General features: G+C 37.9%; 21 protein-coding genes. All 21 read right to left on the bottom strand.

Annotation, left to right across the window (positions count from 1 at the left end; translation table 11 throughout):
- Positions 1-9: 9 nt before the first annotated feature.
- The 21 genes from ABD005_RS07095 to ABD005_RS06995 all read right to left on the bottom strand — a co-directional run bounded on the left by ABD005_RS07095 (position 10) and on the right by ABD005_RS06995 (position 23,601).
- Positions 10-642 (bottom strand): class I SAM-dependent methyltransferase, encoded by a 633-nt coding sequence (locus ABD005_RS07095; RefSeq protein ID WP_343816613.1) that lies wholly within the window; start codon positions 640-642, stop codon positions 10-12.
- Positions 636-1,400: an amidohydrolase family protein gene (locus tag ABD005_RS07090; RefSeq protein WP_343816611.1), complete on the bottom strand. Its 765-nt coding sequence runs from the start codon at positions 1,398-1,400 to the stop codon at positions 636-638. Before ABD005_RS07090 ends, ABD005_RS07095 begins: the two co-directional genes overlap by 7 nt.
- The gene (locus tag ABD005_RS07085) at positions 1,397-2,593 is read right to left on the bottom strand and encodes an ATP-grasp domain-containing protein (protein WP_343816609.1); all 1,197 of its coding nucleotides are present in this window, start codon (positions 2,591-2,593) and stop codon (positions 1,397-1,399) included. Before ABD005_RS07085 ends, ABD005_RS07090 begins: the two co-directional genes overlap by 4 nt.
- Entirely contained in the window at positions 2,583-3,521 is a 939-nt protein-coding gene (locus ABD005_RS07080; protein WP_343816607.1) for a hypothetical protein, read from the bottom strand. Before ABD005_RS07080 ends, ABD005_RS07085 begins: the two co-directional genes overlap by 11 nt.
- Complete coding sequence (pseI, locus tag ABD005_RS07075; RefSeq protein WP_343816605.1) at positions 3,514-4,572, bottom strand: pseudaminic acid synthase; 1,059 nt, start codon at positions 4,570-4,572, stop codon at positions 3,514-3,516. Before pseI ends, ABD005_RS07080 begins: the two co-directional genes overlap by 8 nt.
- Positions 4,572-5,879: a glutamate-1-semialdehyde 2,1-aminomutase gene (locus ABD005_RS07070; protein WP_343816604.1), complete on the bottom strand. Its 1,308-nt coding sequence runs from the start codon at positions 5,877-5,879 to the stop codon at positions 4,572-4,574. The genes pseI and ABD005_RS07070 overlap by 1 nt, the downstream gene beginning before the upstream one ends.
- A 17-nt stretch (positions 5,880-5,896) precedes the next feature.
- Positions 5,897-6,391: a GNAT family N-acetyltransferase gene (locus ABD005_RS07065; protein WP_343816602.1), complete on the bottom strand. Its 495-nt coding sequence runs from the start codon at positions 6,389-6,391 to the stop codon at positions 5,897-5,899.
- A 3-nt stretch (positions 6,392-6,394) separates the two neighbouring features.
- Positions 6,395-8,500, bottom strand: a complete 2,106-nt coding sequence (locus ABD005_RS07060; protein WP_343816601.1) for a motility associated factor glycosyltransferase family protein — start codon at positions 8,498-8,500, stop codon at positions 6,395-6,397.
- Positions 8,501-8,691: 191 nt separating this feature from the next.
- Positions 8,692-9,036, bottom strand: a complete 345-nt coding sequence (locus tag ABD005_RS07055; protein WP_343816599.1) for a hypothetical protein — start codon at positions 9,034-9,036, stop codon at positions 8,692-8,694.
- Positions 9,036-9,461, bottom strand: a complete 426-nt coding sequence (gene fliS, locus ABD005_RS07050) for a flagellar export chaperone FliS (protein ID WP_215979565.1) — start codon at positions 9,459-9,461, stop codon at positions 9,036-9,038. The genes ABD005_RS07055 and fliS overlap by 1 nt, the downstream gene beginning before the upstream one ends.
- Positions 9,462-9,488: 27 nt before the next feature.
- Positions 9,489-10,904, bottom strand: a complete 1,416-nt coding sequence (fliD, locus tag ABD005_RS07045; protein ID WP_343816596.1) for a flagellar filament capping protein FliD — start codon at positions 10,902-10,904, stop codon at positions 9,489-9,491.
- Between the two features lie 60 nt (positions 10,905-10,964).
- Positions 10,965-11,435, bottom strand: a complete 471-nt coding sequence (locus ABD005_RS07040; RefSeq protein ID WP_343816595.1) for a flagellar protein FlaG — start codon at positions 11,433-11,435, stop codon at positions 10,965-10,967.
- 113 nt (positions 11,436-11,548) lie between these two features.
- Positions 11,549-12,514, bottom strand: coding sequence for a flagellin N-terminal helical domain-containing protein (locus ABD005_RS07035; protein WP_343816594.1), 966 nt, complete (start codon positions 12,512-12,514; stop codon positions 11,549-11,551).
- Between the two features lie 161 nt (positions 12,515-12,675).
- Positions 12,676-13,647, bottom strand: a complete 972-nt coding sequence (locus tag ABD005_RS07030; RefSeq protein WP_343816592.1) for a flagellin N-terminal helical domain-containing protein — start codon at positions 13,645-13,647, stop codon at positions 12,676-12,678.
- A gap of 24 nt (positions 13,648-13,671) precedes the next feature.
- The gene (locus tag ABD005_RS07025) at positions 13,672-14,637 is read right to left on the bottom strand and encodes a flagellin N-terminal helical domain-containing protein (protein ID WP_343816590.1); all 966 of its coding nucleotides are present in this window, start codon (positions 14,635-14,637) and stop codon (positions 13,672-13,674) included.
- A 387-nt stretch (positions 14,638-15,024) separates the two neighbouring features.
- A complete protein-coding gene (locus tag ABD005_RS07020; RefSeq protein ID WP_343816588.1) occupies positions 15,025-15,990 on the bottom strand; it encodes a flagellin N-terminal helical domain-containing protein in 966 nt (321 codons plus the stop codon).
- A gap of 793 nt (positions 15,991-16,783) precedes the next feature.
- Positions 16,784-17,758, bottom strand: a complete 975-nt coding sequence (locus ABD005_RS07015; protein ID WP_343816586.1) for a flagellin N-terminal helical domain-containing protein — start codon at positions 17,756-17,758, stop codon at positions 16,784-16,786.
- 149 nt (positions 17,759-17,907) lie between these two features.
- Entirely contained in the window at positions 17,908-19,128 is a 1,221-nt protein-coding gene (gene flgL, locus ABD005_RS07010; protein WP_343816585.1) for a flagellar hook-associated protein FlgL, read from the bottom strand.
- A 10-nt stretch (positions 19,129-19,138) separates the two neighbouring features.
- Positions 19,139-21,169 (bottom strand): flagellar hook-associated protein FlgK, encoded by a 2,031-nt coding sequence (gene flgK / locus ABD005_RS07005; protein ID WP_343816583.1) that lies wholly within the window; start codon positions 21,167-21,169, stop codon positions 19,139-19,141.
- Positions 21,170-21,293: 124 nt separating this feature from the next.
- Positions 21,294-22,448 (bottom strand): flagellar assembly peptidoglycan hydrolase FlgJ, encoded by a 1,155-nt coding sequence (gene flgJ, locus ABD005_RS07000; RefSeq protein WP_343816581.1) that lies wholly within the window; start codon positions 22,446-22,448, stop codon positions 21,294-21,296.
- 61 nt (positions 22,449-22,509) lie between these two features.
- Positions 22,510-23,601: a flagellar basal body P-ring protein FlgI gene (locus tag ABD005_RS06995; RefSeq protein ID WP_343816580.1), complete on the bottom strand. Its 1,092-nt coding sequence runs from the start codon at positions 23,599-23,601 to the stop codon at positions 22,510-22,512.
- Between the last annotated feature and the right edge of the window lie 25 nt (positions 23,602-23,626).

Below are 23,626 nucleotides of genomic sequence, written 5' to 3'. Positions count from 1 at the left end.
TCATTGTAGTTACCTTCTCTTCATTATTTTGACGGTAAATTCCCAAAGGGGATAATCATGAAACAATGCAAAATCACTAGAGAGAGCTCTCGCCCATAACAAAACATCTTGCATAGCATAGTGGTGATTTTTTTCTAATTGGTAATCGACTTGATCCGTTAAAAAGTTTAGTGCTACTCCCTCTTTAGAAAGTGTAAACATTTCATCCATAATCTGTTTTGCATACTCATCATTGTTTTCTAATTTAAAACTCAACATGCCTGACTCTACAGCGTAATCTATATCCTTTTGAGTAAAATCAGCGATAGAAAAGAGATCTCCTACAAAAAAATCGGCATTCGTTTGGTTATATTTCTTTTTAGCTTCGTTAATAAGTTCTGAAGAAATATCAATACCAATATAATGAAAGTCATCACCACATTGCTGAGTTAAAAATGCATATAAATCACCAAAGCCACAGCCAACATCTAAAATAACTTTTCCTTTAGGGTTATAATCTCTAAATAACATATCAAATCGAAGCCACTGGGAGGCCTTATCTCGCCAACCAACCGATGCAATATCATGCCCTTTTTCTTGAAATCGTTGATTATAAAAATCGGTTATTTGCTGATAGTCGTGTTCACTAAGCCCTTTTACCATTGCATAAAACTCTTAAAATTCGTATACAACAACTTTTCAAGTTGCTCATCATTAACTTGCAGCGACTTTAACAAAGCAACACTTTCATTTAGCGATGTTTTAATGTTTCGATCAGGGTAGTCAGAGCCATAAAACACTCGTTCAAAACGCATGCTATTCATTGCATAAACCATGTTTTGGGGCACTGAACTCCCTCTAAAATAAAGCAATGAATATGAGCAATCAAAATATACATTTTCAAGGCGCTTTGCTAGCATCATCATATCTAACACATGGTGGCCGCCCATATGCGCCCAAATAAACCGCGTTTGTGGACACTCTTTTGCTAACTTAGCATAATGCAATGGATTAAATCCCTGCATTAAACCTGTACCGTCAGGAAATGCATCTAATAATACAGGCACGTTTAAACTCGCCGCGTGACGACATAGCTCAATCAAGCTTGCACTAGTCATATCTAGTTTTTGTAATCGAGGATGTAACTTTATCCCACAAAATCCTTGTTCCTTGATTGCCTTATTCATAATGCTAAAAGCGTCTTTATCATCAGGATGGACATTAACAAAAGCCTCTAGTCGTGAATGTTTAGCTATCACCTGAGCAACGTCTGAAATTGACCAAGGCTGGATCAATAAGTGTAAGATGATACCTTTTTCAATGTTAGCCGCAGCTAACTGCTGCTGTAATTGAGCAGAGGCTTCTGAAATACAAGGAAACGTCCACGAGTCTAAGTGTAAGTGTGAATCTATACAGTTCATTTTGTTACCTTAAAGTTGATCAAGCTAATGGCCTTTTGTAATTGTTGTTTTGACTTAGTCTCATTGTCTGAATAGCTAATAACATATCCCATTCTATCGCCATCACACTTTGCCTCGGTGAGCACTGTACCTTGCTCAATAAAAGCTCCACCTTCAACACCATCTAATAGATTTGCCTCTTCAAAACCTGTTATAGCGTTTACTGTACCCACTTCATTTGGAAAGAAATGTAAAATACAATATTGCTTAGAAACTTGTGTAGGAGTAATGTTTTTTCCTATAGCTTGGTTTATCGTATTTGCAACAATATCAACACCAGAAGCAAGCTGAACAAAACGCTCAAACACTAAAAAACCACCTCCTCTTCCAGCTAACTCAACCATACCAATATTTCCGTTTTTCATAACAATAACCTCTGCATGAAACGGTCCATTTTTATAATTCAGCGCTGTAACAGCATCAATTACCAACTGAGATATTTTAGCGTTAAGCTTTTCAGATAAAATAGCACTTTGTAAACGGTAGGCAACAAGCCCATGGGTTGAAGGTATTTTATCTTTTTCAGTTATCACTAAAACCTGTGACTTACCTTGATGAACAAACCCTTCTACTGTGTATTCAACCCCATCCATAAAGTCTTCAATAATCACTTGTTTAGATTTTGATAGACTTAAAGCAGACTCAAGGTAATTGTTAATATTATCATCGAAATGCTCAACTTTAACCACGCCTCTACTCCCTGCACTATCAGCAGGTTTTATCATAAAAGGGAGTGCCATAGTTTGTGCTGAGCTAAAAAGCTGATCTAAGTTTCCACTCGCCAACCATTTAGGACCTGTAACATTTTCTTGCTGCCAATAAGTACGCTGTAAGGCCTTATTCACTAAGCGTTGACTAACCTCTAGATTAGGCCCTGTGCTGACATGATAGTAATCTCTGAGCTTTCCTGCCAAAATCATTCCAGCTTCAGAGCATATACTGAGCACACCACAGATATTTCTGTTACCTATTTGAGCCTTAATTGATTCAACATCGTCGAGCTCAGCTATTATGATCAAGTCAGCATATTCGAAACCTTCAGCGGCTAGAGACGAGTCAATGGCAATGATCTTGATCCCTTGCTGCTTTGCTCTTTTTATTGTATTTGCCTGCCAACGTCCTGCGGTGACAGTAATTAACCAGTTAAACTGCATGACTATACTCGCCTAGTAATTTGGTAATAATGGTTGAAATCCGCGGTAACCCTAAGCCATCTACCTGATTTATTTGATTGTGCTTTTTTAACAACTCTTGCTTTGAAAATAACCGAATAAACTCTTCACCAACCCCCAAAAGTTGTTGTTTTTGCATAAGATCCTGCGCAATATTAAGTTCAGCCTGGGTTTGAGGTAATACAACGCATGGTTTTTTCAAAAATAATGCCTCAAATAAACAGCCGCCACCATTTACCACACAAAAATCAGCACTTGCCATCAGTTCAGCAACATTTTCAGGACAAGTTAATATTTGAATATCCTGCTGTTCTTCTACCGTAGGAATAGTAGCTAAAGGCCCTAAAATCAAAGTTACTGAATACCCTATAAAAGCGAGTTTTTTAGCTGTATCAAAGCTTTGCCCTTTAACATCAGCACCACCTAAGACAACAAGCACACGAGCTCTAGTGTTATTGACATACTGCTGAGTGCTATTTTCCTTAAAAAACTCATCACGAATTATGATATGTTCATACCCAATAAAATGTGGACCAATAATAACTTGCTCAGGGTGCTTAAAAATAAATAACGAAGTATCTGGTGCCGTATCAGCTATACAGTCTAAACAAACGACTTTTCGTCCTTTATTTTTTTCATCTAGCACTTTTTCTTTTAATGGGTAAGGAACATCAAAAACCACAACATCGGGCTGAAGTACTAAAGCTTTAATAGGTAAAAAAAATGGCGCATGTTGCTTAAACGTATCGAGCATCCATTTTCGCCCTGCTTCAGATAAACATTCAACGTAGCAAGTGACCCCTAATTGAGTTAAGTATTGAAATAATGTGATAGACCGCCTGATATGTCCAAGACCATAAAAAGAAGAGCCATCACATTTAATGAGAACAGCTGTATTGCCCTTATTCAAAGTCAATTAACTCAAGAGATAACCTATCCCCGATATCTAAATCTTTAAGAACTCTTTTACCAAGAATTTCTTCATGATATTTAGGGTGAAGACCAAAACTGGGTCTTACTGATTTTATATGTGATTCACTGATCACTTCCCCTGCTTTAATAGGGTTAGCAACATAAAGTGAGCGCCGCCCACGCAAATTTTTCTGGGCCGATGAAGATAAGTCATAATAACCATTACCTAAACTCGACTCTACTCGCCTCACGAGTTTTACCATGTCCGTAAATTCAGACTCTGATAACGAAAAGAATGAATCTGGAGTTTCGTCACTGTTATCAAGCATAAAGTGCTTTTCAATAATTTTTCCACCCAAAGCAACACTAGCGAGTACTGCTTCGTGACCTAAAGTATGATCTGATATGCCTGATATACAAGAGAAGTCTTTCATTATTTGAGGGATTAGCGCTAAATTTGATTCATGAATGGGTGCAGGATAAGCCGTAGTACATTTTAAAAATGCAAACATCTCATTGCCATTTTCTTTTAAAACATCAACTGCCATTTGTATATCTGCTTTTTCAGCTAAACCTGTTGATAAAATTACAGGTTTTTTTAATTTTGCTATTTTAGCAATCAGAGGTAAATCTGTTATTTCAGGTGAGGCAATTTTATAAGCGACAGAGTTTAACTCAGCTAATAAGTCAACCGCACTATGATCAAACGGGGACGAAAATATTTCTATATCTAGCTTTTTAGCCTCTTCATACAATCTAGTGTGCCATTCCCATGGCATATAGGCTTGTTCATACAATGAGTATAATGTTTTACTTTTTTGCCAAGGACTTTCACTTGGTAAGGTAAAGTCTTCTTTTTCTGAATTCAGCGTAATAGTATCTGCTCTATATGTTTGCAATTTAACCGCATCGGCTCCAGCGCGTTTAGCAGCTCGAATAATTTCAATTGCATTTTCAAGCTTACCACCATGGTTAGCAGACATTTCAGCAATAATAAAGACAGGTTGATTTTCGCCGATTAAATGATTGCCTATTTTAAAGCTTTGCATTAATTAAACTTCCTAAAGACAGGTTTAACGATAGGGCCAACAATTTTCTTCTCAATACTTCCAGTATCTAAAGCTGTTTTTATAATACTAAAAACGTCTTCAATAATATTCAGGGAGTGATCTATAACTTCATCGGTATGAGCTAAACAGGGTACAATATAAGGCATCATCAAACCGCGTTTAATAGTTTCCTGTAAAAAGAGCGTTCTCATTGCCATACACGCTTCTCCCTTGTCATTTAACAGTGCAAAAGCAGGTTTGCAATCATAGCCTCCTACATGAACATAGTTAGATAACTCACTGTTATTTGCTGCCTTTAAAATACCTAACTTTAATGACTTTCCAACATGCCAAAAGTGCTCTATTAGATTTTGTTCTTTAATAGTATTGATTGTTTTTATTGCCGCAGCAATAGAGTGTGTTTCGCCGCCATGAGTGGTTGATAATAAGAAAACTCGCTCGCTTTCATGCTCAATTCCTCCTAGCTGCATTATTTCTTTACTGCCAGCTAATGCGCTTACCGAAAAACCGTTAGCCATCGCTTTTCCAAATGCAGCCAAATGTGGGGTTACACCGCTATATTGCTGTGCGCCGCCCAAAGCAAAACGAAAACCAGAAACTACTTCATCAAAAATTAAAATAGCACCTTGTTCCTCACATAAGTCTTTTACTTCTTGTAAGAAGCCATCATGAGGCACAATGAATGAAATCGGTTCAAATATAATACAAGCAATTTCATTTGGAAATTGCTCAAATAAACATTTCAAACTATCAATATTGTTATACTCAAACTGCAAGGTTAAGTCTTTTACAGCCTGTGGAACTCCTCGATCAACAACTGTTGAGCCTATAAACCAATCATGAACGGAGTTGAAGGGGTCAGCAGAGCAACGTACTACCCTTTCTCTTCCTGTGTAAGCACGAGCAAGTTTGATAGCCCCTGTAGTTACATCACTTCCATGCTTAGCTAGCTTAACCATTTCTGCACAGGGGATAATATCGCAAAGTAACTCGGCCAATTCCCCTTCAATAATAGAAGGACGAACAAAGTTAACCCCTTTATTTAATTCTGTACGAACAGTCTCTAGTACAGGTTGATATGCGTGTCCCAAAACAACAGTCCCCAAAGACATAGCAAAATCAGTATACTGATTGCCATTCGCATCCCAAATATAACAACCATCACCGCGCTCAATTACCGACGGAGCATTAACAGGAAATTGATCGGCTCCCTTACTATAAGTGTGCGCACCTGCGGGAATATATCGAGCAGCCCTATCACTATAAATTTTATTTAAATCAACCATAAGAAACCTATAAACATCTATAAAAACCGATGGACCATTGCAAGTCCATTATCACCTAAAGAGAATGGCTGATTAGTACAAGGTAAAAAACCCACTTTATCATAAACTGAAATAGCCGGTGTATTGTCTCTTTCTACACCTAAATAGACCGAATCAATATTCATTTCTCGGTATAAATACTCTATAGAAGCTGGCAATATTTCTGTTGCAACTCCACAGCCACGCCAATTAGCCTGTCCGATTAAAACCCCCATGACTGCAGAGTGATTAATAATTTTATCAAACTTCAAGTTACCAATATGTTCGTCAGTACATTTACAAAAAACGCCTAAAAACAATACATCCTTAGCTAATAAGTTAGTTTTCACATACAGTGTTAACTCATCTAAATTTTTCTGTTTATAAGTAATAAACTCAGCTGTTTCTTTATCTTGTAACCACGACAAATAACGAGAGCCAACATCATTTTCAGTTAACTCTCTAAGGTAAAATCGATGCGTAGAAATTTTCAAGCATTACTCCTCTTTAGAAGCGGAAAAGTCTAATGTATACGTACTGAGTAAATCCCAACGATCGCGATAATAGTCAGGTGCTTTCCTAAGAAAATCTACCCAATAATTCAACGCGGCTTGGAAGTAAGGCATAATGATTTTGCTATCACCGAAGTTATATAACAAACTAATTAAAACTGAGTTGACATATAAAGCCTCACCTTCAAGTAATAAGTATAAATGAGTATGACGACCGCCAAGCTTAAAAGACTTCAAGTACCTTAACTGTTTGATTAAGCTATCAAGTGCTTGTGGACGATTATCCATTGGTTCAGTAAGTATTTCGACCATGGTTTTACAAATATCTTCGAATATATCAAAGTCTAACAAAGATTTAAGATCGGCATTTTCCATACTCGGAGCAAAAGCATCACTTTTAATTTTATCAATCACAGCGGCTTTACTTAACGAACTTTCCGATAACAATATATCGGTTGATGTTAATGGATAAGTCCCTTCGATTTTTGCGCCATCACTGCAATTAAAGCAAGTTAAGTTGGTATGTTTAAATGAGTCAATTAACCGCTCCATTTGTTGCTTACCAGTATATAAAAATGGCTCTGTGATTACAGGCTTGCCAAAGTTTCCTTCAACGGTAAATTCTGCTCCCATTTTTACTGGTTCATACACCGCTTTACCTGACTTGTTATAATAAAAACTTGATTTTGAGTGGTGATGGTTTTTATCAACATAGCCATTATCAACGCCGAACAGGTAGATGTTTTCAAAGCCCATATTGGTAAAGAAGCTTAAGCCTGTATTACCCACCAATGGATTACAGTAGCCAATAGTTGGCGTTACTTCATTTTTATTTATAAATTGAGTCATCTGATATAACGTTGTACCTGACTCATTACCCTTTAAAGCAACGCCGCTCCATTTAAATAAGTCCAGAGTACCAGGGTACATAACATTAACCACTAATAGGTTAATCTGCTCTCGATTTTCTTGACTAATAAATTCGGATAAAAAATCAGCTGTTGCTTTGGTTCTTTCTAAAGCGACATGAAAGTCAGGTGTAATCCCCTGCGCCAGTAATGCTGTGGTAGCAGAATTACAAGAAACAAGGATAACGTTATCTTTTTCTTGTTTTATTTTTTCAATATCAGCATCAAGCGATGGGCCATTAGCAATAATAAAAATAGGAAACTCTTTTAGGTCTTTGCTTAAAGTATTCCTCCCTTTTAAAATATGAGGTGATTTATCCATTACACCTATAGTATGCGCCATGCTCATCAAGGCATCATCAAAAAAGCCCCACCCCATAAAGAATTGATGAAAATTATTTTGAATTTCAGTGGTTAAGCGCTGCATTGCTTTTGATGGGTAGTGCTGGTAAAAAAATGAATTAGAGATACTAAATGGACCAATGTCCTGAGCTCGTTGATGGAGTTGCTGATAAATTTCACTTTCAGAGTCGCCTATCCCAATATATAAATAAGCACCACTTTCATCAATTATATTTAAATACTCCGCCCAATCAAAACAAAATAAGCTAGCAAAAAAGTAATCTTCATTAGGTTCAAATATTGATAAATAAGAGGCAGTACTTGCTTGTGCAAGCTCCATTAAATGATAACCGAGCCCTATACCAAATATAATTGCACTAGGAACTTTTTTATCAACGACCTTGTTAGCAGCTAGATTATCTTTCGCTTTATTATATTGAGCGCCAATCGCTTTCATTAAGTCTACATGTAAAAAGTTGGTGGTATTCTCTAGAAACTCTACTCCTGAAAAGTTCAAGTTACTTAATACGGGTTCTGCTAAAGATTGTACGACTTGCTCATGTACTTGTGTAATAGGGTCGTCACTATACATAGGCACTTTAGTATCATAATCAATAATATTTGCGGTGCCATTATCGTTAATTATGAATTGAAAACTATCACTAGGTTGATAATTAATAAATTTCTTTTGTATTTCAGGGAAGTACTGTTCAAATGCTTTTAAGTTTTTTTCAAATCGAGCATTTGCTTCTATGGAAAATTCGTGCTCTTGTTCTGCTTTTTTTTGCACCCGTAACAGTTTTCTTTCTATGTCATCTAAGCTATCTTTAATTGAATTCACAGCACACCTAACCATTGGATTTTAAATAAATTAATTTTATCAATGTTAAGTTAAGCATAAATCTACACTTAACTCGATATATTATCTAAATAAAGCAAGGGCTATGCCAGACAAGAAAGTAATAAGGTTTAGGTTAATACCGTTTGAGCAAGGAGGAATAATTGATAAATAGATGAGTAACAGAGAAGAAATTAGAGCTTACCGTAAGCTTTTTTCATTTTTTTTGCGACGTTTAGCCCTGAAAGCTCAGTTTTAAGGTTCTGGGAAGTGAGTGTCAATTTTTCGACATTCGATGTTAGAAAGTCATCTATTGCCAATAGTAATGCTCTATTCTTTACGTTTTCAATATTATCTTCTATAAAAATATTACGATCAAAACTGTTAAGAGAAAACAAGTGCATTAGTGCTTGCTGTAATGCTTCTATCGTTACGCGAGCTTGCTCATAGCTTTCTTTATTAACTAACAGCTTTGCTTCTATGAATATTTCATTCAACTCATCAAAAGCTTTTGTTACTTCCTTTGTTGAAGCAACCATTAACTTGCTGTGGCTGTACTGGCTCTTAATTGTTCAGCTTCAACACGAGCTTGAACAGGAATTTCATCCCATGCCGACTTAATCTCACGAAATAAGTTAGCTACCTCTTCAATAGCTATAGTGTCTTTATCAATGCTTGCATCAACTAATCTATCGGTCATATATTCGTACAAGGCGTTTAAATTATTTGGTACCTCACTCTCCACCTTAAAATCAAGGCTAGAGCGCAGTGCTACAATAATAGAGCTAGCTTTAGAGATGTTACGGCTTTTTTGTTCAAAATCACCGCGCTCAACACACCCTTTTGCTAAAGCTAAACTATCCATAACACCTGCCATTAGCATTTGTATGATTTGATAAGGCTCTGCACCTGCCATTTGTGTTTTAGTCGCTTCTTTTCTATATTGATTTAATTTAATATTCATAACTTATTCTCTATTTATTGTGGTGTATTATTTAGGTTTAGTAAAACCAGGCAAATTAGCTAATTGGCTGGTAAGGAAACTACCTGTACTTTGCATACCTGCAACCAGTACATCTAAACTTGAATACTGTTTTCTTAAGCGAATCTCTAATTGTTCCATACGGTAAGCATGATTATCTTTATCTGTGGTCAATTGTCTTATTTGAGAATTAATCGAGTCTTCTCTCGATTTCATTGCACCACTGCCACCAACATAGTCATCGAGTAAGTTAGAAAATTGGGTAGCTATACCATCAGGCGCTGTAAAAATAATCCCTACATCATCATAAGAGTCGGTTAATGCATCAGTTAAACTACGCACTAATGAATCTCTTTCTAAGTTACCACCTTCTTTAGCATCAATATCATAACTTAGGCCTAACCCCAAATCATAAAGGGTTTCAAAGTTACCTGCACCACTTACTTTACTCGATAATGTATTAATTAATTGTGACTTCAAACTACGCATAGCACTATCACCGTATAGCGCACTACCACTTTGCGTATGATATTCAATGGTATCAATAGCATTATTAAACTTTTCTAAAAACTCATCTATAGTTGCTTCTACGCCAGCTTTATCGACGTCAATAACCAAGCCAGCTTTTTCATTATTTTCACTAACTTTTAACGCATTAATCGTAATATCTTGTACCGCATCGGTAAATTTATTGGTCGAACTAGATATTGAGATACCATCAACCTCAATAATAGCATCTTGCGCTTGATCTTCTAAGGCTATAGCTAAACCACCTGCTGTAACACCATCATTTGCCAATGTTGATACATTATCAAGCTCAGCCGTATCACTGGTAATAACTAAATCATTACCAACACCGGTTTCATCTGATGTTAATACCAATTTAGAGGACGTGCCATCATTAATAATATTGGCAGTAACGCCAAAATTGTCGCTCGAGTCGTTAATCGCCACTCTTAACTCTTCTAACGTAGCCCCAGCAGCAACGTTTAAGTCAAATGTTTTACTACCAGCGGTAAAGGTTAAGTTACCACCCGAAGCGGTTACCACGTCGGTAGGTGCGGTATATAGGTTATCAGCCATAACAGCTCTAGAGCCTTGAGAAAGCTGCATCACTTCAACATTAAAATTAGCTGACGTCGAGTTGGAATTGGTAGTTACAGAAATTAAATCACCGCTACTGGGCTGAGTGATTGTTGCAGTACGTTTATTAAAGTTATCAATATCAGATAACTTTTCCATTACATCATCAAGGCTCGACAATGATGACTTAATTGCACCGACACTAGATAGGCGAACACTTAGCTCTGATTCTTTTTTTTCAAGACTTTGTAATTTAGGTAAGTTTTCAGCATCAATACTGGCCTTAATAATAGACTCAAGGTCGAGGCCTGAGCCAACCCCTGCTGATGTAATTAATGGCATATAAACCTACCTTAATGCTTAAAAATTAACTATATATCTAAAGCCTAAAAAGTAATTAGACTAAACCTCTGAATTAAATAACGCGCCTGACTTACTAATACTATCGGCCATATCATTTAAAGCCTTAGATATTTCTCTAATATTTTTCGGCGGTATTTCCCGAATAACTTCATCTGTATCTTTATCAACCACTTTAACAATAGGTGGATCAGAAAGGTCGTCAAACTCGAAAATCAAATTTGTATTCTTTAAAGGAATAAATTGATTGATAATCTCAAGTGATTTCTCAAGCTCTGCTTTATCCTCTACTTCATTTAAACTTGATGCTAATGAGTAAGGTCCTTTATCTTTCTCTTCAGCTAACTTTTCAATACCTTCTGGAGCTAAAGAAGCTGCTCGTTTACTTACTAAGTTCGTATCGTCAACTGAATTTTCCGCACTTTTCAGCGATGTTGATTCAGTATTCCGCTGTTTATCATAACCCGATAAAACATTAATTAACTGTTCAGATGATATTTGTTCAATTGACATAATTCGCTCCCACTAAACAATGCAAATATTAAGCCAGATAATCAAACAGGTAAAACTTGGCATCAGTTAACTATAGTAACTTTATCCAAGCTTTACCTTATCTATCCTAATAATTAACCAAGTAATGAAAGGGCTAACTGAGGACGTTGATTAGCTTGACTTAAAATAGAGCTACTTGCTTGTTGTAAGATTTGATTACGCGTAAGTGCTGCTGTTTCTGCTGCAAAATCCGCATCTTGTACACGAGATTTCGCCGCTGATAAGTTTTCAGCAATATTAGACTGATTACGAATTGCTGATTGAAAACGGTTTTGTACCGCACCTAGCTCAGCACGCTTTTTATCGACAACCGCAATAAGTGAGTCCATACCTGCTAACACTACTTGTGCGTTAGTTTGAGAAGAAACACTAATAGCTGTTGCAATAAAGGTATTAGCAAAAGTCTCAGAAATTGCCGCACCATCAATTTCAGACACACCAGCAGCTAATGCAGACAGCTCATCACCTGTTACTGCACTAGCAATACCGGCAATTCCTGACAAAGTAAAGCCACCATTAGCTGATAAGCTATTAATTGCCGCTGTACCACCAACATTTTGCATACTAAAGCCGATAGTTTGTACCGCATCAGCACCTACTTGAAAGCTAGCATCATAACTACCATTAAGTAAGTTCTGACCACCGAATGTAGTATCTTCAGCAACACGGTTAACTTCTGACATTAACGAGCGAATTTCTTCTTGAATCGCTAATCTATCTTCATCAGTGTTTGAGCCGTTAGATGATTGTTGTGCCAAGGTTCTAACACGTTGAAACATTGAAGTCATTTCATCCATCGCACCTTCAGCAGTTTGCGCTAGTGAAATACCATCGTTGGCATTACGATTACCTTGGTTTAAGCCATTAATTTGTGAACTTAAACGGTTTGAAATTTGTAGACCTGCAGCATCATCTTTAGCACTGTTAATGCGTAAACCTGACGATAGACGTTGGAATGATGTATCAAGTGCGCTACCTGATTTATTTAATTGACGCTGTGCGTTCAATGAACTTACGTTAGTATTTACATAAACAGCCATGTGAGCCTCCGCTAATTGTTTAGTTACTTAATGACTTGGTACCCCTACCAAAATCAAAAAGCCTGGGAACTTACTTTTAGTTACCTAAACACGCTATCGACTCAACATAAAAAAGCTTTAGCTTTTATTTTATTTTTCTTATTTTATTTTACCTATTAGCATTAACTCAATAAACTCAATGCTTGCTGAGGTCTTTGATTGGCTTGTGTTAGCACCGTTGCACTGGCTTGTTGTAATATTTGATATTTTGTTAATTTTGCTGTTTCAAAAGCAAAATCTGTATCTTTTATTCTTGATTTAGCTGCTGATAAATTCTCAGCGATATTAGATTGATTGCGAATGGTTGACTGAAACCTATTTTGTAAACCACCTAACTCTGCCCTTTTTTTATTTACTACACTAATTAATGAGTCGACTCCAGCTAAAACGAGTTGAGCATTACCAATAGTAGAAATGCTAATTGTGCTTGCACGAAACAAGGTATTAAAATCATCATTAGCACCAAGAGCCGCACCGGTAATTATTGAGACCCCTGAAGCTAACACTGTTAAACCTTTACTACTTACAGCGCTAGCAACACCTGCAATACCTGATAAGGTAAAACCGCCATTTGCCGATAAGCTATTAATTGCAGCACTACCGCCTACACTGCGCATATCAAGTTGGATCAACTGTATAGCATCAGCACCAACCTGTATTGAAGTAGAAAATTCGCCATTAAGTATTTTGCTTTGTGCAAAGGTTGTATCTTTGGCAATACGATTAACCTCCTCACTTAATGCCCGCACTTCTTGCTGTAATGCTAATCTATCGCTACCAGAATTAGAGCCATTAGCAGATTGTAATGCTAAAGTTCTCACCCGAGTGAGCATGGTTGATATTTCCTCCATTGCCCCTTCAATGGATTGTGTTAAGGAAATTCCATCATTTGCGTTTCTATTCCCTTGGTTCAGACCCAGTACCTGTGATGCTAACCGATTTGAAATTTGCAAACCGGCAGCATCATCAGCTGCACTGTTAATTCGTAAACCTGTAGAAAGGCGCTGAAAACTAACATCTAATTCATGTGTTGTTGATGTTAGTTTCCGTTGCGCAAATGAGCTACTAGTGTTGGTATTAATATAAAGAGCCATAAGGTAACTCCATCAATTATACGTTTACCCCAGTAAACTCAAAGCAGCTTGTGGTCTTTGGTTCGCTTGACTTAAAATTGTTTGACTTGCTTGTTGCAGTATTTGATTACGCGTTAAAGCTGCGGTTTCTGCTGCAAAGTCAGCATCTTTAATACGTGATTTCGCTGCAGATAAGTTTTCAGCAATATTCGACTGATTACGAATAGTTGATTGAAAACGATTTTGCACCGCACCAAGCTCCGCACGCTTTTTATCAACAACAGCAATTAATGAATCCATACCGGCCAAGATCACTTGTGCATTAGTTTGAGAGGAAACACTGATAGCTGTTGCAATAAACGTATTGGCAAAGGTTTCTGAGATAGCTGCATTATCAATTTCAGACACACCAGCAGCTAATGCAGACAACTCATTACCTGTTACCGCGCTGGCAATACCGGCAATACCTGACAAGGTAAAACCACCATTTGCTGACAAACTATTAATTGCCGCGGTACCACCAACATTTTGCATACTAAAGCCAATAGTTTGCACAGCATCAGCACCCACCTGAAAACTCGCATCGTAGGTACCGTTGAGTAAGTTTTGACCACCAAAAGTGGTATCAGTTGCCACACGGTTAACCTCACTCATTAACGAGCGAATTTCTTCTTGAATTGCCAACCTGTCTTCATCAGTATTAGAGCCGTTAGCTGATTGTTGCGCCAAAGTTCTGACACGTTGAAACATTGAAGTCATTTCATCCATCGCACCTTCAGCGGTTTGCGCTAATGAAATACCATCATTGGCATTACGGTTACCTTGATTCAAACCGTTAATTTGCGATTGTAAACGGTCAGTGATTTGCAAACCTGCTGCATCATCTTTTGCGCTATTAATGCGCAAACCTGATGATAGACGTTGGAATGATGTATCAAGCTTACTACCTGTGTTGGTTAGTTGACGCTGTGCATTCAATGAACTTACATTTGTATTTACATATAAAGCCATGATGGCCCCCTTAACATTTAATTAAAATAAACAATTATCATTTCAAATTTAAACACTTAAACTCAAAATAACCTTCTCCCCTACCACTATTAAAAAAGTTGGCACGATACTCGCTTACTATTAAGTAGCTTGCTAAACATTAGCTCGCTATTAATGAGTATTTAATGGTTTTGTAGCCTCCGCGCATACCAGTTAACTTTCATTAATTAGCGCCCTTAGCTATTACCCCATTGCTAAGGGCGCGCCTCCACACTAAACCCTATATCAACACTTATTTCCTTTATTTAGACCGCACTAAGCCATACAGCAGTTGCCGCTAAAAAAATATTTTTAGTGAATTGAGCGGCAAAACCTTACCGCTCGAGAATTATTTTTTTGTTATAATCATTAACCCAGCAGACTTAATGCTGCTTGTGGTCTTTGGTTCGCTTGACTTAAAATTGTTTGACTTGCTTGTTGCAGTATTTGATTACGCGTTAAAGCTGCGGTTTCTGCTGCAAAATCAGCATCTTTAATCCGTGATTTCGCTGCAGATAAATTTTCAGCAACATTCGATTGGTTACGAATAGTTGATTGAAAGCGATTTTGCACCGCACCAAGCTCCGCACGCTTTTTATCAACAACAGCAATTAATGAGTCCATACCGGCCAAGATCACTTGTGCGTTCGTTTGAGAGGAAACACTGATAGCTGTTGCAATAAACGTATTAGCAAAGGTTTCTGAGATAGCTGCATTATCAATCTCAGACACACCAGCAGCTAATGCAGACAACTCATTACCTGTTACCGCGCTGGCAATACCGGCAATACCTGACAAGGTAAAACCACCATTTGCTGACAAACTATTAATTGCCGCGGTACCACCAACATTTTGCATACTAAAGCCAATAGTTTGCACGGCATCAGCACCCACCTGAAAACTCGCATCGTAGGTACCATTGAGTAAATTTTGACCACCGAAAGTGGTATCAGTTGCCACACGGTTAACTTCTGCCATTAACGAGCGAATTTCTTCTTGAATTGCCAATCTATCTTCATCAGTGTTAGAGCCGTTAGCTGATTGTTGTGCCAAAGTTCTGACACGTTGAAACATTGAGGTCATTTCATCCATCGCACCTTCAGCGGTTTGCGCTAATGAAATACCATCATTGGCATTACGGTTACCTTGATTAAGACCTAAGATTTGAGATTGTAGTCTATCGGTTATTTGTAAACCTGCCGCATCATCTTTCGCACTATTAATACGAAGACCTGACGATAGACGTTGGAATGATGTATCAAGTGCACCACCAGTATTGGTTAATTGGCGTTGTGCATTTAATGAACTTACGTTGGTATTTACATATAAAGCCATAATAGAATCCTCACTAATCTTATTGGTTCAACGGGTTCACTATTGTTGAACCGTTAACTTCTAGTTTTTGTTAATGATTGACTAATTAAATTATTAACTAATCAACCATTAACCTAAACATTGCTCAGATTAATGAGTATTTAACTTGGTGAGTGCTCCGCGCATACCAGTTAACTTTATATGTCAGTTTTTTTCTACCCCTAGAAAAGAAGTGACATGACAAAGAAATAATTTAACGATTATTCCTTTGCTCAAACACTTTATCGGACAGAGTAAAATAAACTTTAGAAAATATTCACATTTTATTTAAATAAACAAAACACCACCATAACCAATTGTTTATTAAATAAAATAATGAACCTCAGTAGTGCAATGAAAAGCCTGCAACCTGATTAATACCAATCGGACTAATTAATTGATCACTTAACGAGAATTAAAAGGCTTAAAGGTAAGGCATTGATTGAAAAGAATGGTTATTCAGGAGAATTGCTCCTGCATTCTCTAATAAGCTACTTCCATGTAGCGTCCTTGTCAAAATCAATAACGCAGCATATAAGTCTTTTCAACTCGCCCTTTGGGAGCTCATTAGCAAACTAATAACCGCACAAAATGAATGAAATATAGAGCAACTATGTTTAACTCATTTCGTTTGTTCCAAGCTCGCTAATGTAGCTAAGTTGGTCAATTAATTAATCCGTTTGGTATAATTACTTAAACGTGAATTACAGACACAAAAAAGCCCGACTATCGTCAGGCTTTAATTAAGTCTCTTTATAGAGAGTATCGTTAGCGATTAACCTTGCAGCAGGCTTAATGCTGCTTGTGGTCTTTGGTTCGCTTGACTTAATATTGTTTGACTTGCTTGTTGTAGTATTTGCGCTCGTGTCAACTTAGCGGTTTCCATGGCAAAATCAGCGTCTTTAATACGTGATTTAGCAGCCGATAAATTCTCAGATATATTCGCTTGGTTACGGATAGTTGATTGAAAACGGTTTTGTACCGCACCAAGTTCAGCACGCTTTTTATCTACAACCGCAACCATAGAATCCATACCCGCTAATACATACTGAGCATTTTCCTGAGTAGACACACTAATAGTGGCTGCAAGGAAACGTGTTGCGAAATCATCAGCACCAGTAATAGCGTTACCTGCGATAGTTGATACACCTGCCGCCAAGGTAGTCAAACCTTGACCTGTTACTGCACTGGCAATACCCGCAATACCTGAAACAGTAAAACCACCATTAGCAGACAAACTGTTAATTGCTGCTGTACCACCTACATTTTGCATACTAAAGCCAACAACTTGTACCGCATCAGCGCCCACTTGGAAGCTTGCATTATATTGACCATTTAGTAAGTTTTGTCCACCAAAGGTAGTATCTGTCGCTACTCGGTTTACCTCATCCATAAGTGAGCGAATCTCTTCTTGAATCGCTAACCTATCATCACCTGTATTCGAGCCGTTAGCTGCTTGTTGTGCTAAGGTTCTAACGCGCTGAAACATTGATGTCATTTCTTCCATCGCACCTTCAGCCGTTTGCGCTAAAGAAATACCGTCATTCGCGTTTCGGTTACCTTGGTTTAAACCTAAAATTTGTGATTGTAAGCGATCTGATATTTGCAAACCTGCGGCGTCATCTTTTGCACTATTAATACGTAAGCCTGATGACAAACGTTGAAAAGCTGTATCTAAATCACCACCAGATTTGCTCAACTGGCGCTGTGCGTTTAATGAACTGATATTACTATTTACATATAAAGGCATAATCTACCCCTTGAGTGTTAAATGGTTAAAAAAGATATAGTCAAGCAAACTGCATGGTTTTTTAGTGCTTTACATATCGTCACTGATTATTACTAAAGCAATTAAGATACCAACTTTAAAAAAATAATTTTAAAGTTGGTCATTAATGGTTAAATATAATTAAGTAAAGATAAGCCCTGAATCTTAGAGAATGTTAGCTGAGCGGCCTCTAGGGCAACTTTCGATTGTTCAAGGGTGGTTGCTGCTTGATAAAAATCAAGATCTTCAATGGACGAACGACCTTTTTCTAACGAAAGATTAGTATCAAGATGCTGGCTCTCTTGAGAAACAATTAACTGTAAGTTAACCCCCATAATGCCTTGTTGGGCTGATATATGACTTGCAGCGCTATTAATTTGACTTAAGATGTGACCGTAGTCTATTTGATGTTGGCTAGTATTTGCCGCTGTACTGTCAGTTTCTAACCACTCAATTGCCGCTTTTAAGGTTTCAAAAATACTAACATCTTCATCTTCACCTAAGCCAAATTGGTCGCCAACCTCAGGTGTTCCCTCAATAGTGACTTCTACACCATTGAAGGTAAAAGGTTGCCCTGGAACAAAAGGGTCTATGGTACTTACCGGGTTTGCCGCTGAATCTGTTACTACAACTTCAAGTTGGCCATTATTATCCGCATCAGTAAAATCTAAAGTGTAACCAGGGGGAAATGTAGCAACATCATAAGAGCCTCTATCGGCAACAACCGCACGCGTTACGGTTGCGCTACCGTTATTAGTATTATATTCAGGAGAAAAATCACCTACAGCATTAGCTATTTTAACAAAGGCTTCATCACCTGACTGATTCATATTAACGACAACACTATTGCTAATAGCCAGTTGATTTATACCACTATCACCTTGATAAATAACACTTCTATCTGCTTGCAGTGCAAACGGTTGTTTATCAATTTGGTGCCCAGAAAAAATAAAACCTCCGGTTTCATCTTTGCTATTAGCAATATCGAGAACTTGTTCTAAGTATTGTTTCATCTGTGTGGCAAGCGACTGCCTATCATCGTCAGACAATGAGCCATTATTTGCCTGTATAAAGCGCGACTTTACATTTAGTAATACATCTTGGGTTACCTCAAAAGCCGTTTCAGTTTGTTGGTTGCTGCCTGTACTTAACGTAATATTACGAGTGTACTGTGAAATTTGATTAATACCTTCTTTATAGCCAGCTAAGCTACTATAAGAAACCGCATCATCTTTTGCAGTAAGTACTCTTTTGCCGCTATCAATATAAGTAGCTTGCTTATGAACATCAGTATTTCTCGCCGCCATATTTTGCGCACTTTGAAGATAAAACTGAGAGGTAGAAACTCGCATAAATAATTCCTTATCTTACTGCTGCTAAAATTGTGTCAAAAAGCGTATTGGCGACTGAAATAATTTGCGAAGATGCTTGATAGGCTTGTTGAAACTTCAATAAGTTAGCCGCCTCTTCATCAAGGTTAACCCCTGATATTGATTGGTTACGGTTATAAGCTTGGTTATATAATGCTTGAGCTGTGTCAGAGACAAGTTCAGCATTGCTGGCTTTTGAGCCTACCGTTGCCGTAGATACAGCTAAATTCTGACTAAAGCTTTCTGTACCGCCATTAATCACTTTTTCTGTTTGTGTTTTAGCCATTGACAACGCATTGCCGCCATTACCAATACCGAAGGCATCACCAATAGTGTATTTTTCAGGAGCAAGTACACCTTGCCCTACAGGCTGTCCTGATATTTCAAACTGAAATGCAGCTGTTGCTGGGGCTGGTGGCATATCTATCACCACAGAATTTCCCGCTAAAAACGTACCTGATGTTATTGCACCAACAACTGAGGGTGGTGTTGGTGGTGGTGTATTAGGGTCACCATCATAAACACGGTATGAAAAAGTACCAGGGCTAGACTCGTATACATCAACTAATAAGCCTTGATTAGTGGTGCTAGCAAAAGTACGTGCTGCTGCAGGATCGGTAACATTGGTTATAGCAACTTTGCCGTCACTCACATTGTTAGTTGATGGGGTTACATTCACAGCAGAGCTTGCTGCAATTGCACTGCCATCATTAAGTATTGTTTTAAATAATGCAGCACCATCTTTAGTTGGCTGTAGAGTTAGTACGTCACCAGCAACGGGAGCACCACTGGTTTCAATAAACTCAAAACCATAATCAGGTGATGATGGCGTATATGTACCTGAGCCTGGCGCACCTAAGTTCTCAGTATTACCGTTACTCATATTAGTCATAATATAATTAGTACCGTCATAACGAACTTCAAATTCGGCCGCTGGTAATAATGAGATATCAGTAATATTGACTTGTGCTGCTAAGTTACCTGTATTGGTTGATGGCGATGAAACCCTACCTTGTTGTAACTGCAGGGTATTAATATCAGAGAACATATTAGCCCCCTGAATACCATTAAGATCTAAACCACTCGCTTGGTTTGTATTTAATGTTGAAGAGATCGCCATAGCCAAGCGATCAATATCTTTTTTCGTTTGGCTTAAGTGCTCATCTCTAAATTCAAAACTAGCACCTAAAGAGCCTCCAAGTTTTTGTTCAGACATGGCAACTGAGCCATTAGGCCCAACTAAACGTAACTCTGTTTTAAGTGGATCGGGATCTCCTGCATTAACCTGCATAGTTAACGGTGTAATACCCGCGACTAATGTCACGCCCTGACCAATCATAACGGTCATTACACCGTGTTGATCTTCAATAGTGTTAACGCTGGTATATTGGCTCAGTTCGCCAATAAGTTGGTCACGCTTATCTAATAAGTCGTTTGCTTGCCCTGTTTCTTTCAAATTTTGGGAATATAAAATTGCTTCATTCGTTTTTGCTAGCTCCACCGATATCTCAGATATTTTATTAACAACTTGATCTATTTCGCCATTAACAGCTTTGGTCATGTTATTAAATTCATTAGATAAGTCATTGAAGTTGCTACTAAGCACGCTAGCTTGGTTTAACACAATACTACGTAAACCTGCATCACTTGGGTTATCTACTACACCATTAATTGACTGGTACAGTTGATTAATAGAGCCCATCACCGCTTCACCAGAGTGGCTCATTAAGCGATCTAACTGGCTTAACTTGCCGTTAAGTGAGTCAGCCTGACCTAAGTTACTCTGATTTAATAATTGTTCTTTGTGTGAAAATTGATCGTAGAGGCGTGCTATATTATCAATATATGTACCAGTACCAATAAAGTTACCGCCACTTTGAAAGCCTAAGGTTGCATTTTGCTCGGCTCTTTGACGGTTAAACCCTTCGGTATTAACATTGGCAATGTTATGGCCGGTAGTTGCCAGCTGCTGTTGAGAAGCTAGTAAGCCACTTACACCTGATTGGTACAAACTTACTGACATAATTTACACTCCTGAACGATAACCTCAACAATAAGCGCTATAGATCTCTTTTGATCCTGTAACTTATATTGAATTATTAGTTCTTTGATCTTGCGCTAACCTATATGGCTGCGTAAAAATATGGTTACTTTGCTAAAAGGTTTGTGACTTTTTTCAATGTGCCTAAAATTTTATTGGCATATTGAGGATCCGTCGCATAACCGGCTTTCTGTAACCCATGCAGGAAGTGTTCCACATTACCGGAGTTTTGTAATGCGTCTTGATATCTATCACTATTTGAAAGGAAGTTTATATAGTCGTTGACGCTGTCGTGCATTGATGAATAAGTTCTAAAAGGCTCGGATTTTTTCACCATTGCCCCTTGTTCAAACTCTAAAGTGTCTTTCGTTACTTTATCGCCACCCCAGCGGTTATCTGCTTTTATATTAAACAAATTATTTGAGCTAGTCCCATCTGACTGTTTTATTATTTTTTGTCCCCAGCCTGTTTCAAGTGCTGCTTGCGCAATAACAACTTCAAAAGGTACGCCAAGCTGTTGTTGTACTTTTTTAGCTGGCTCAGTTAAGGCACTAACAAAATCTTTTGGCTCATTAAATGTTGTTCCTGTGTCTGGCGTTAAACTATTGACGCTTTCTGAGCGACTACTTTTATTAACAGTTTTTTGATTAAACTGCCCCATAACAGCACTTTGAGCATAGTTATTACCGTTATAGTTACCCGCAAATGGAATATCAATCTCAGGTTGTATTTGCTCATTTAGTTGATTACTTCTTGCGAGCATATTTTCAATTAAGGTATTGCGTTTACCTGCTGATGTTTTACCTGTGGTGTCGTCTGTGTTATTAACATGATTTAGGCTAACATGGTTTAGGCTGACATCATCCGTAGCAGCTAAATTACCGTCATTACGTAATACAGAGCTTGGCTTGAAGTTACCGCTATCACCACCTAATTGTCGAACAATTAAGTCTGTTAACCCTAGCGATCCATTAGATGATAGCTCTACGGCCATTTGTTGGTCGTGCATATCGCGGTAAAACTTGGTTGATTGTGAGTTGAATGGGCTATCTGATTCTAAAACATCTTGCGCTTTACGCATGCTCGATAACAGCATTTTCATGAAAATAGCTTCAAATTGTTGGGCGGCTTCTTTCAGCGCCCCGTCTTTGGCTTCTTCACTTCCTTCACGTGATTGCTGACGGATGCTATTTAAACCATTAAGCTCAAGCGAGTTTCTCGCTTGGTCAAAGTTATGTGTTAAATTTGATTTAATATCCATAATTTCTGCTTAATTAATTTATTGAACCGTTCATCGAAAATCATTAAATAAACGATAACTGTTAAATAACAATCAACTCGCCTCGAATGGCACCGGCTTGATCTAATGCTTCTAGAATTGCCATAACATCGCCAGGGCCTGCACCTACTTCATTAATAGCGCGTACTAAGGTATCTAAAGTTACACCGGGATTGAAAACAAACATGCGAGCATCTGAGTTACTAACATTCACGGCTGATTCATTAGTGACGACAGTTTCCCCTTCTGCAAAAGCATTAGGTTGACTCACGTTTTGTACTTCATTAATAGTAACGGTAATACCGCCGTGAGTAATTGCTGCAGCTAAAAGCTTAACTTCTGACCCTATAACAATAGTGCCTGTTCGAGAGTTAACAATAATTTTTGCTGCCGGTGAGGCCGGCTCAAATTCTAAATTTTCAATTACAGATAAAAAGCTAACACGGTCACTAATATCACGTGGAGCACTAACACGTACCGACGTTGCATCAAGTGCTTGTGCTGAACCAGCAATAAGTTCATTAATAGTGTCTGATAAGCGTTTTGCGGTAGTAAAGTCTGAATTTTTTAAGTTAAAGGTAATATGGTCACCTGAAGAAAATGGTGATTTAACTTCACGTTCAACAATTGCCCCGTTAGCGATACGGCCAACTGTTGGTATATTCACTAATACCTGCGAGCCATCAAGCCCTTGAGCACCTAAACCACTAACCACTAAGCTACCTTGTGCTACAGCATAAGCATTACCGTCTAGACCCATTAAGATGGTTTGTAATAAAGTACCGCCACGTAAGCTTTGCGCGCTACCCATACTTGACACAGTAACATCAATAGTTTGCCCTGGTTTGGCAAAAGCATTAAGTTCAGCGTGTACCGCTACCGCGGCAACATTCTTAATTTTTGGTTTAAGGTTTTCTGGCATAGTGATACCAAAATTACTTAACATGGTTTTAAAGCTTTGTTCTGTAAAAGGACTTTGTTCACCTGTACCAGGTAAACCGACCACTAAGCCATAACCAATTAATTGGTTAGAGCGTACACCAGCAACATCGGCTAAATCTTTAATGCGCTGGGCGTGAACAGAAAAAGTATTTAACGCCACACCTATCAATATAAGGTTAAGAATTGCTTTCATAATAAAATACCTCTCAATGAATTAG

Origin of the sequence: Colwellia asteriadis, assembly GCF_039523295.1 — a bacterium.
GTDB classification, from domain to species: Bacteria; Pseudomonadota; Gammaproteobacteria; order Enterobacterales; family Alteromonadaceae; genus Colwellia; species Colwellia asteriadis.
This window is presented reverse-complemented; position numbering and strand designations above follow the sequence as displayed.

Excerpts from the sequence above, each read along its gene's own strand:
- fliS (WP_215979565.1), bottom strand. The coding sequence starts at position 9,461 with ATGAATATTAAATTAAATCAATATAGAAAAGAAGCGACTAAAACACAA.
- ABD005_RS07055 (WP_343816599.1), bottom strand. The coding sequence starts at position 9,036 with ATGGTTGCTTCAACAAAGGAAGTAACAAAAGCTTTTGATGAGTTGAAT.
- ABD005_RS07015 (WP_343816586.1), bottom strand. The coding sequence starts at position 17,758 with ATGCCTTTATATGTAAATAGTAATATCAGTTCATTAAACGCACAGCGC.
- ABD005_RS07085 (WP_343816609.1), bottom strand. The coding sequence starts at position 2,593 with ATGCAGTTTAACTGGTTAATTACTGTCACCGCAGGACGTTGGCAGGCA.
- ABD005_RS07070 (WP_343816604.1), bottom strand. The coding sequence starts at position 5,879 with ATGGTTGATTTAAATAAAATTTATAGTGATAGGGCTGCTCGATATATT.
- ABD005_RS07095 (WP_343816613.1), bottom strand. The coding sequence starts at position 642 with ATGGTAAAAGGGCTTAGTGAACACGACTATCAGCAAATAACCGATTTT.
- ABD005_RS07025 (WP_343816590.1), bottom strand. The coding sequence starts at position 14,637 with ATGGCTTTATATGTAAATACAAATGTAAGTTCATTGAATGCACAGCGT.
- ABD005_RS07030 (WP_343816592.1), bottom strand. The coding sequence starts at position 13,647 with ATGGCTCTTTATATTAATACCAACACTAGTAGCTCATTTGCGCAACGG.
- ABD005_RS07090 (WP_343816611.1), bottom strand. The coding sequence starts at position 1,400 with ATGAACTGTATAGATTCACACTTACACTTAGACTCGTGGACGTTTCCT.
- ABD005_RS07020 (WP_343816588.1), bottom strand. The coding sequence starts at position 15,990 with ATGGCTTTATATGTAAATACCAACGTAAGTTCATTAAATGCACAACGC.
- pseI (WP_343816605.1), bottom strand. The coding sequence starts at position 4,572 with ATGCAAAGCTTTAAAATAGGCAATCATTTAATCGGCGAAAATCAACCT.
- flgL (WP_343816585.1), bottom strand. The coding sequence starts at position 19,128 with ATGCGAGTTTCTACCTCTCAGTTTTATCTTCAAAGTGCGCAAAATATG.
- ABD005_RS06995 (WP_343816580.1), bottom strand. The coding sequence starts at position 23,601 with ATGAAAGCAATTCTTAACCTTATATTGATAGGTGTGGCGTTAAATACT.
- fliD (WP_343816596.1), bottom strand. The coding sequence starts at position 10,904 with ATGCCATTAATTACATCAGCAGGGGTTGGCTCAGGCCTCGACCTTGAG.
- ABD005_RS07035 (WP_343816594.1), bottom strand. The coding sequence starts at position 12,514 with ATGGCTGTTTATGTAAATACTAACGTAAGTTCATTGAACGCACAGCGT.
- flgJ (WP_343816581.1), bottom strand. The coding sequence starts at position 22,448 with ATGGATATTAAATCAAATTTAACACATAACTTTGACCAAGCGAGAAAC.
- ABD005_RS07040 (WP_343816595.1), bottom strand. The coding sequence starts at position 11,435 with ATGTCAATTGAACAAATATCATCTGAACAGTTAATTAATGTTTTATCG.
- flgK (WP_343816583.1), bottom strand. The coding sequence starts at position 21,169 with ATGTCAGTAAGTTTGTACCAATCAGGTGTAAGTGGCTTACTAGCTTCT.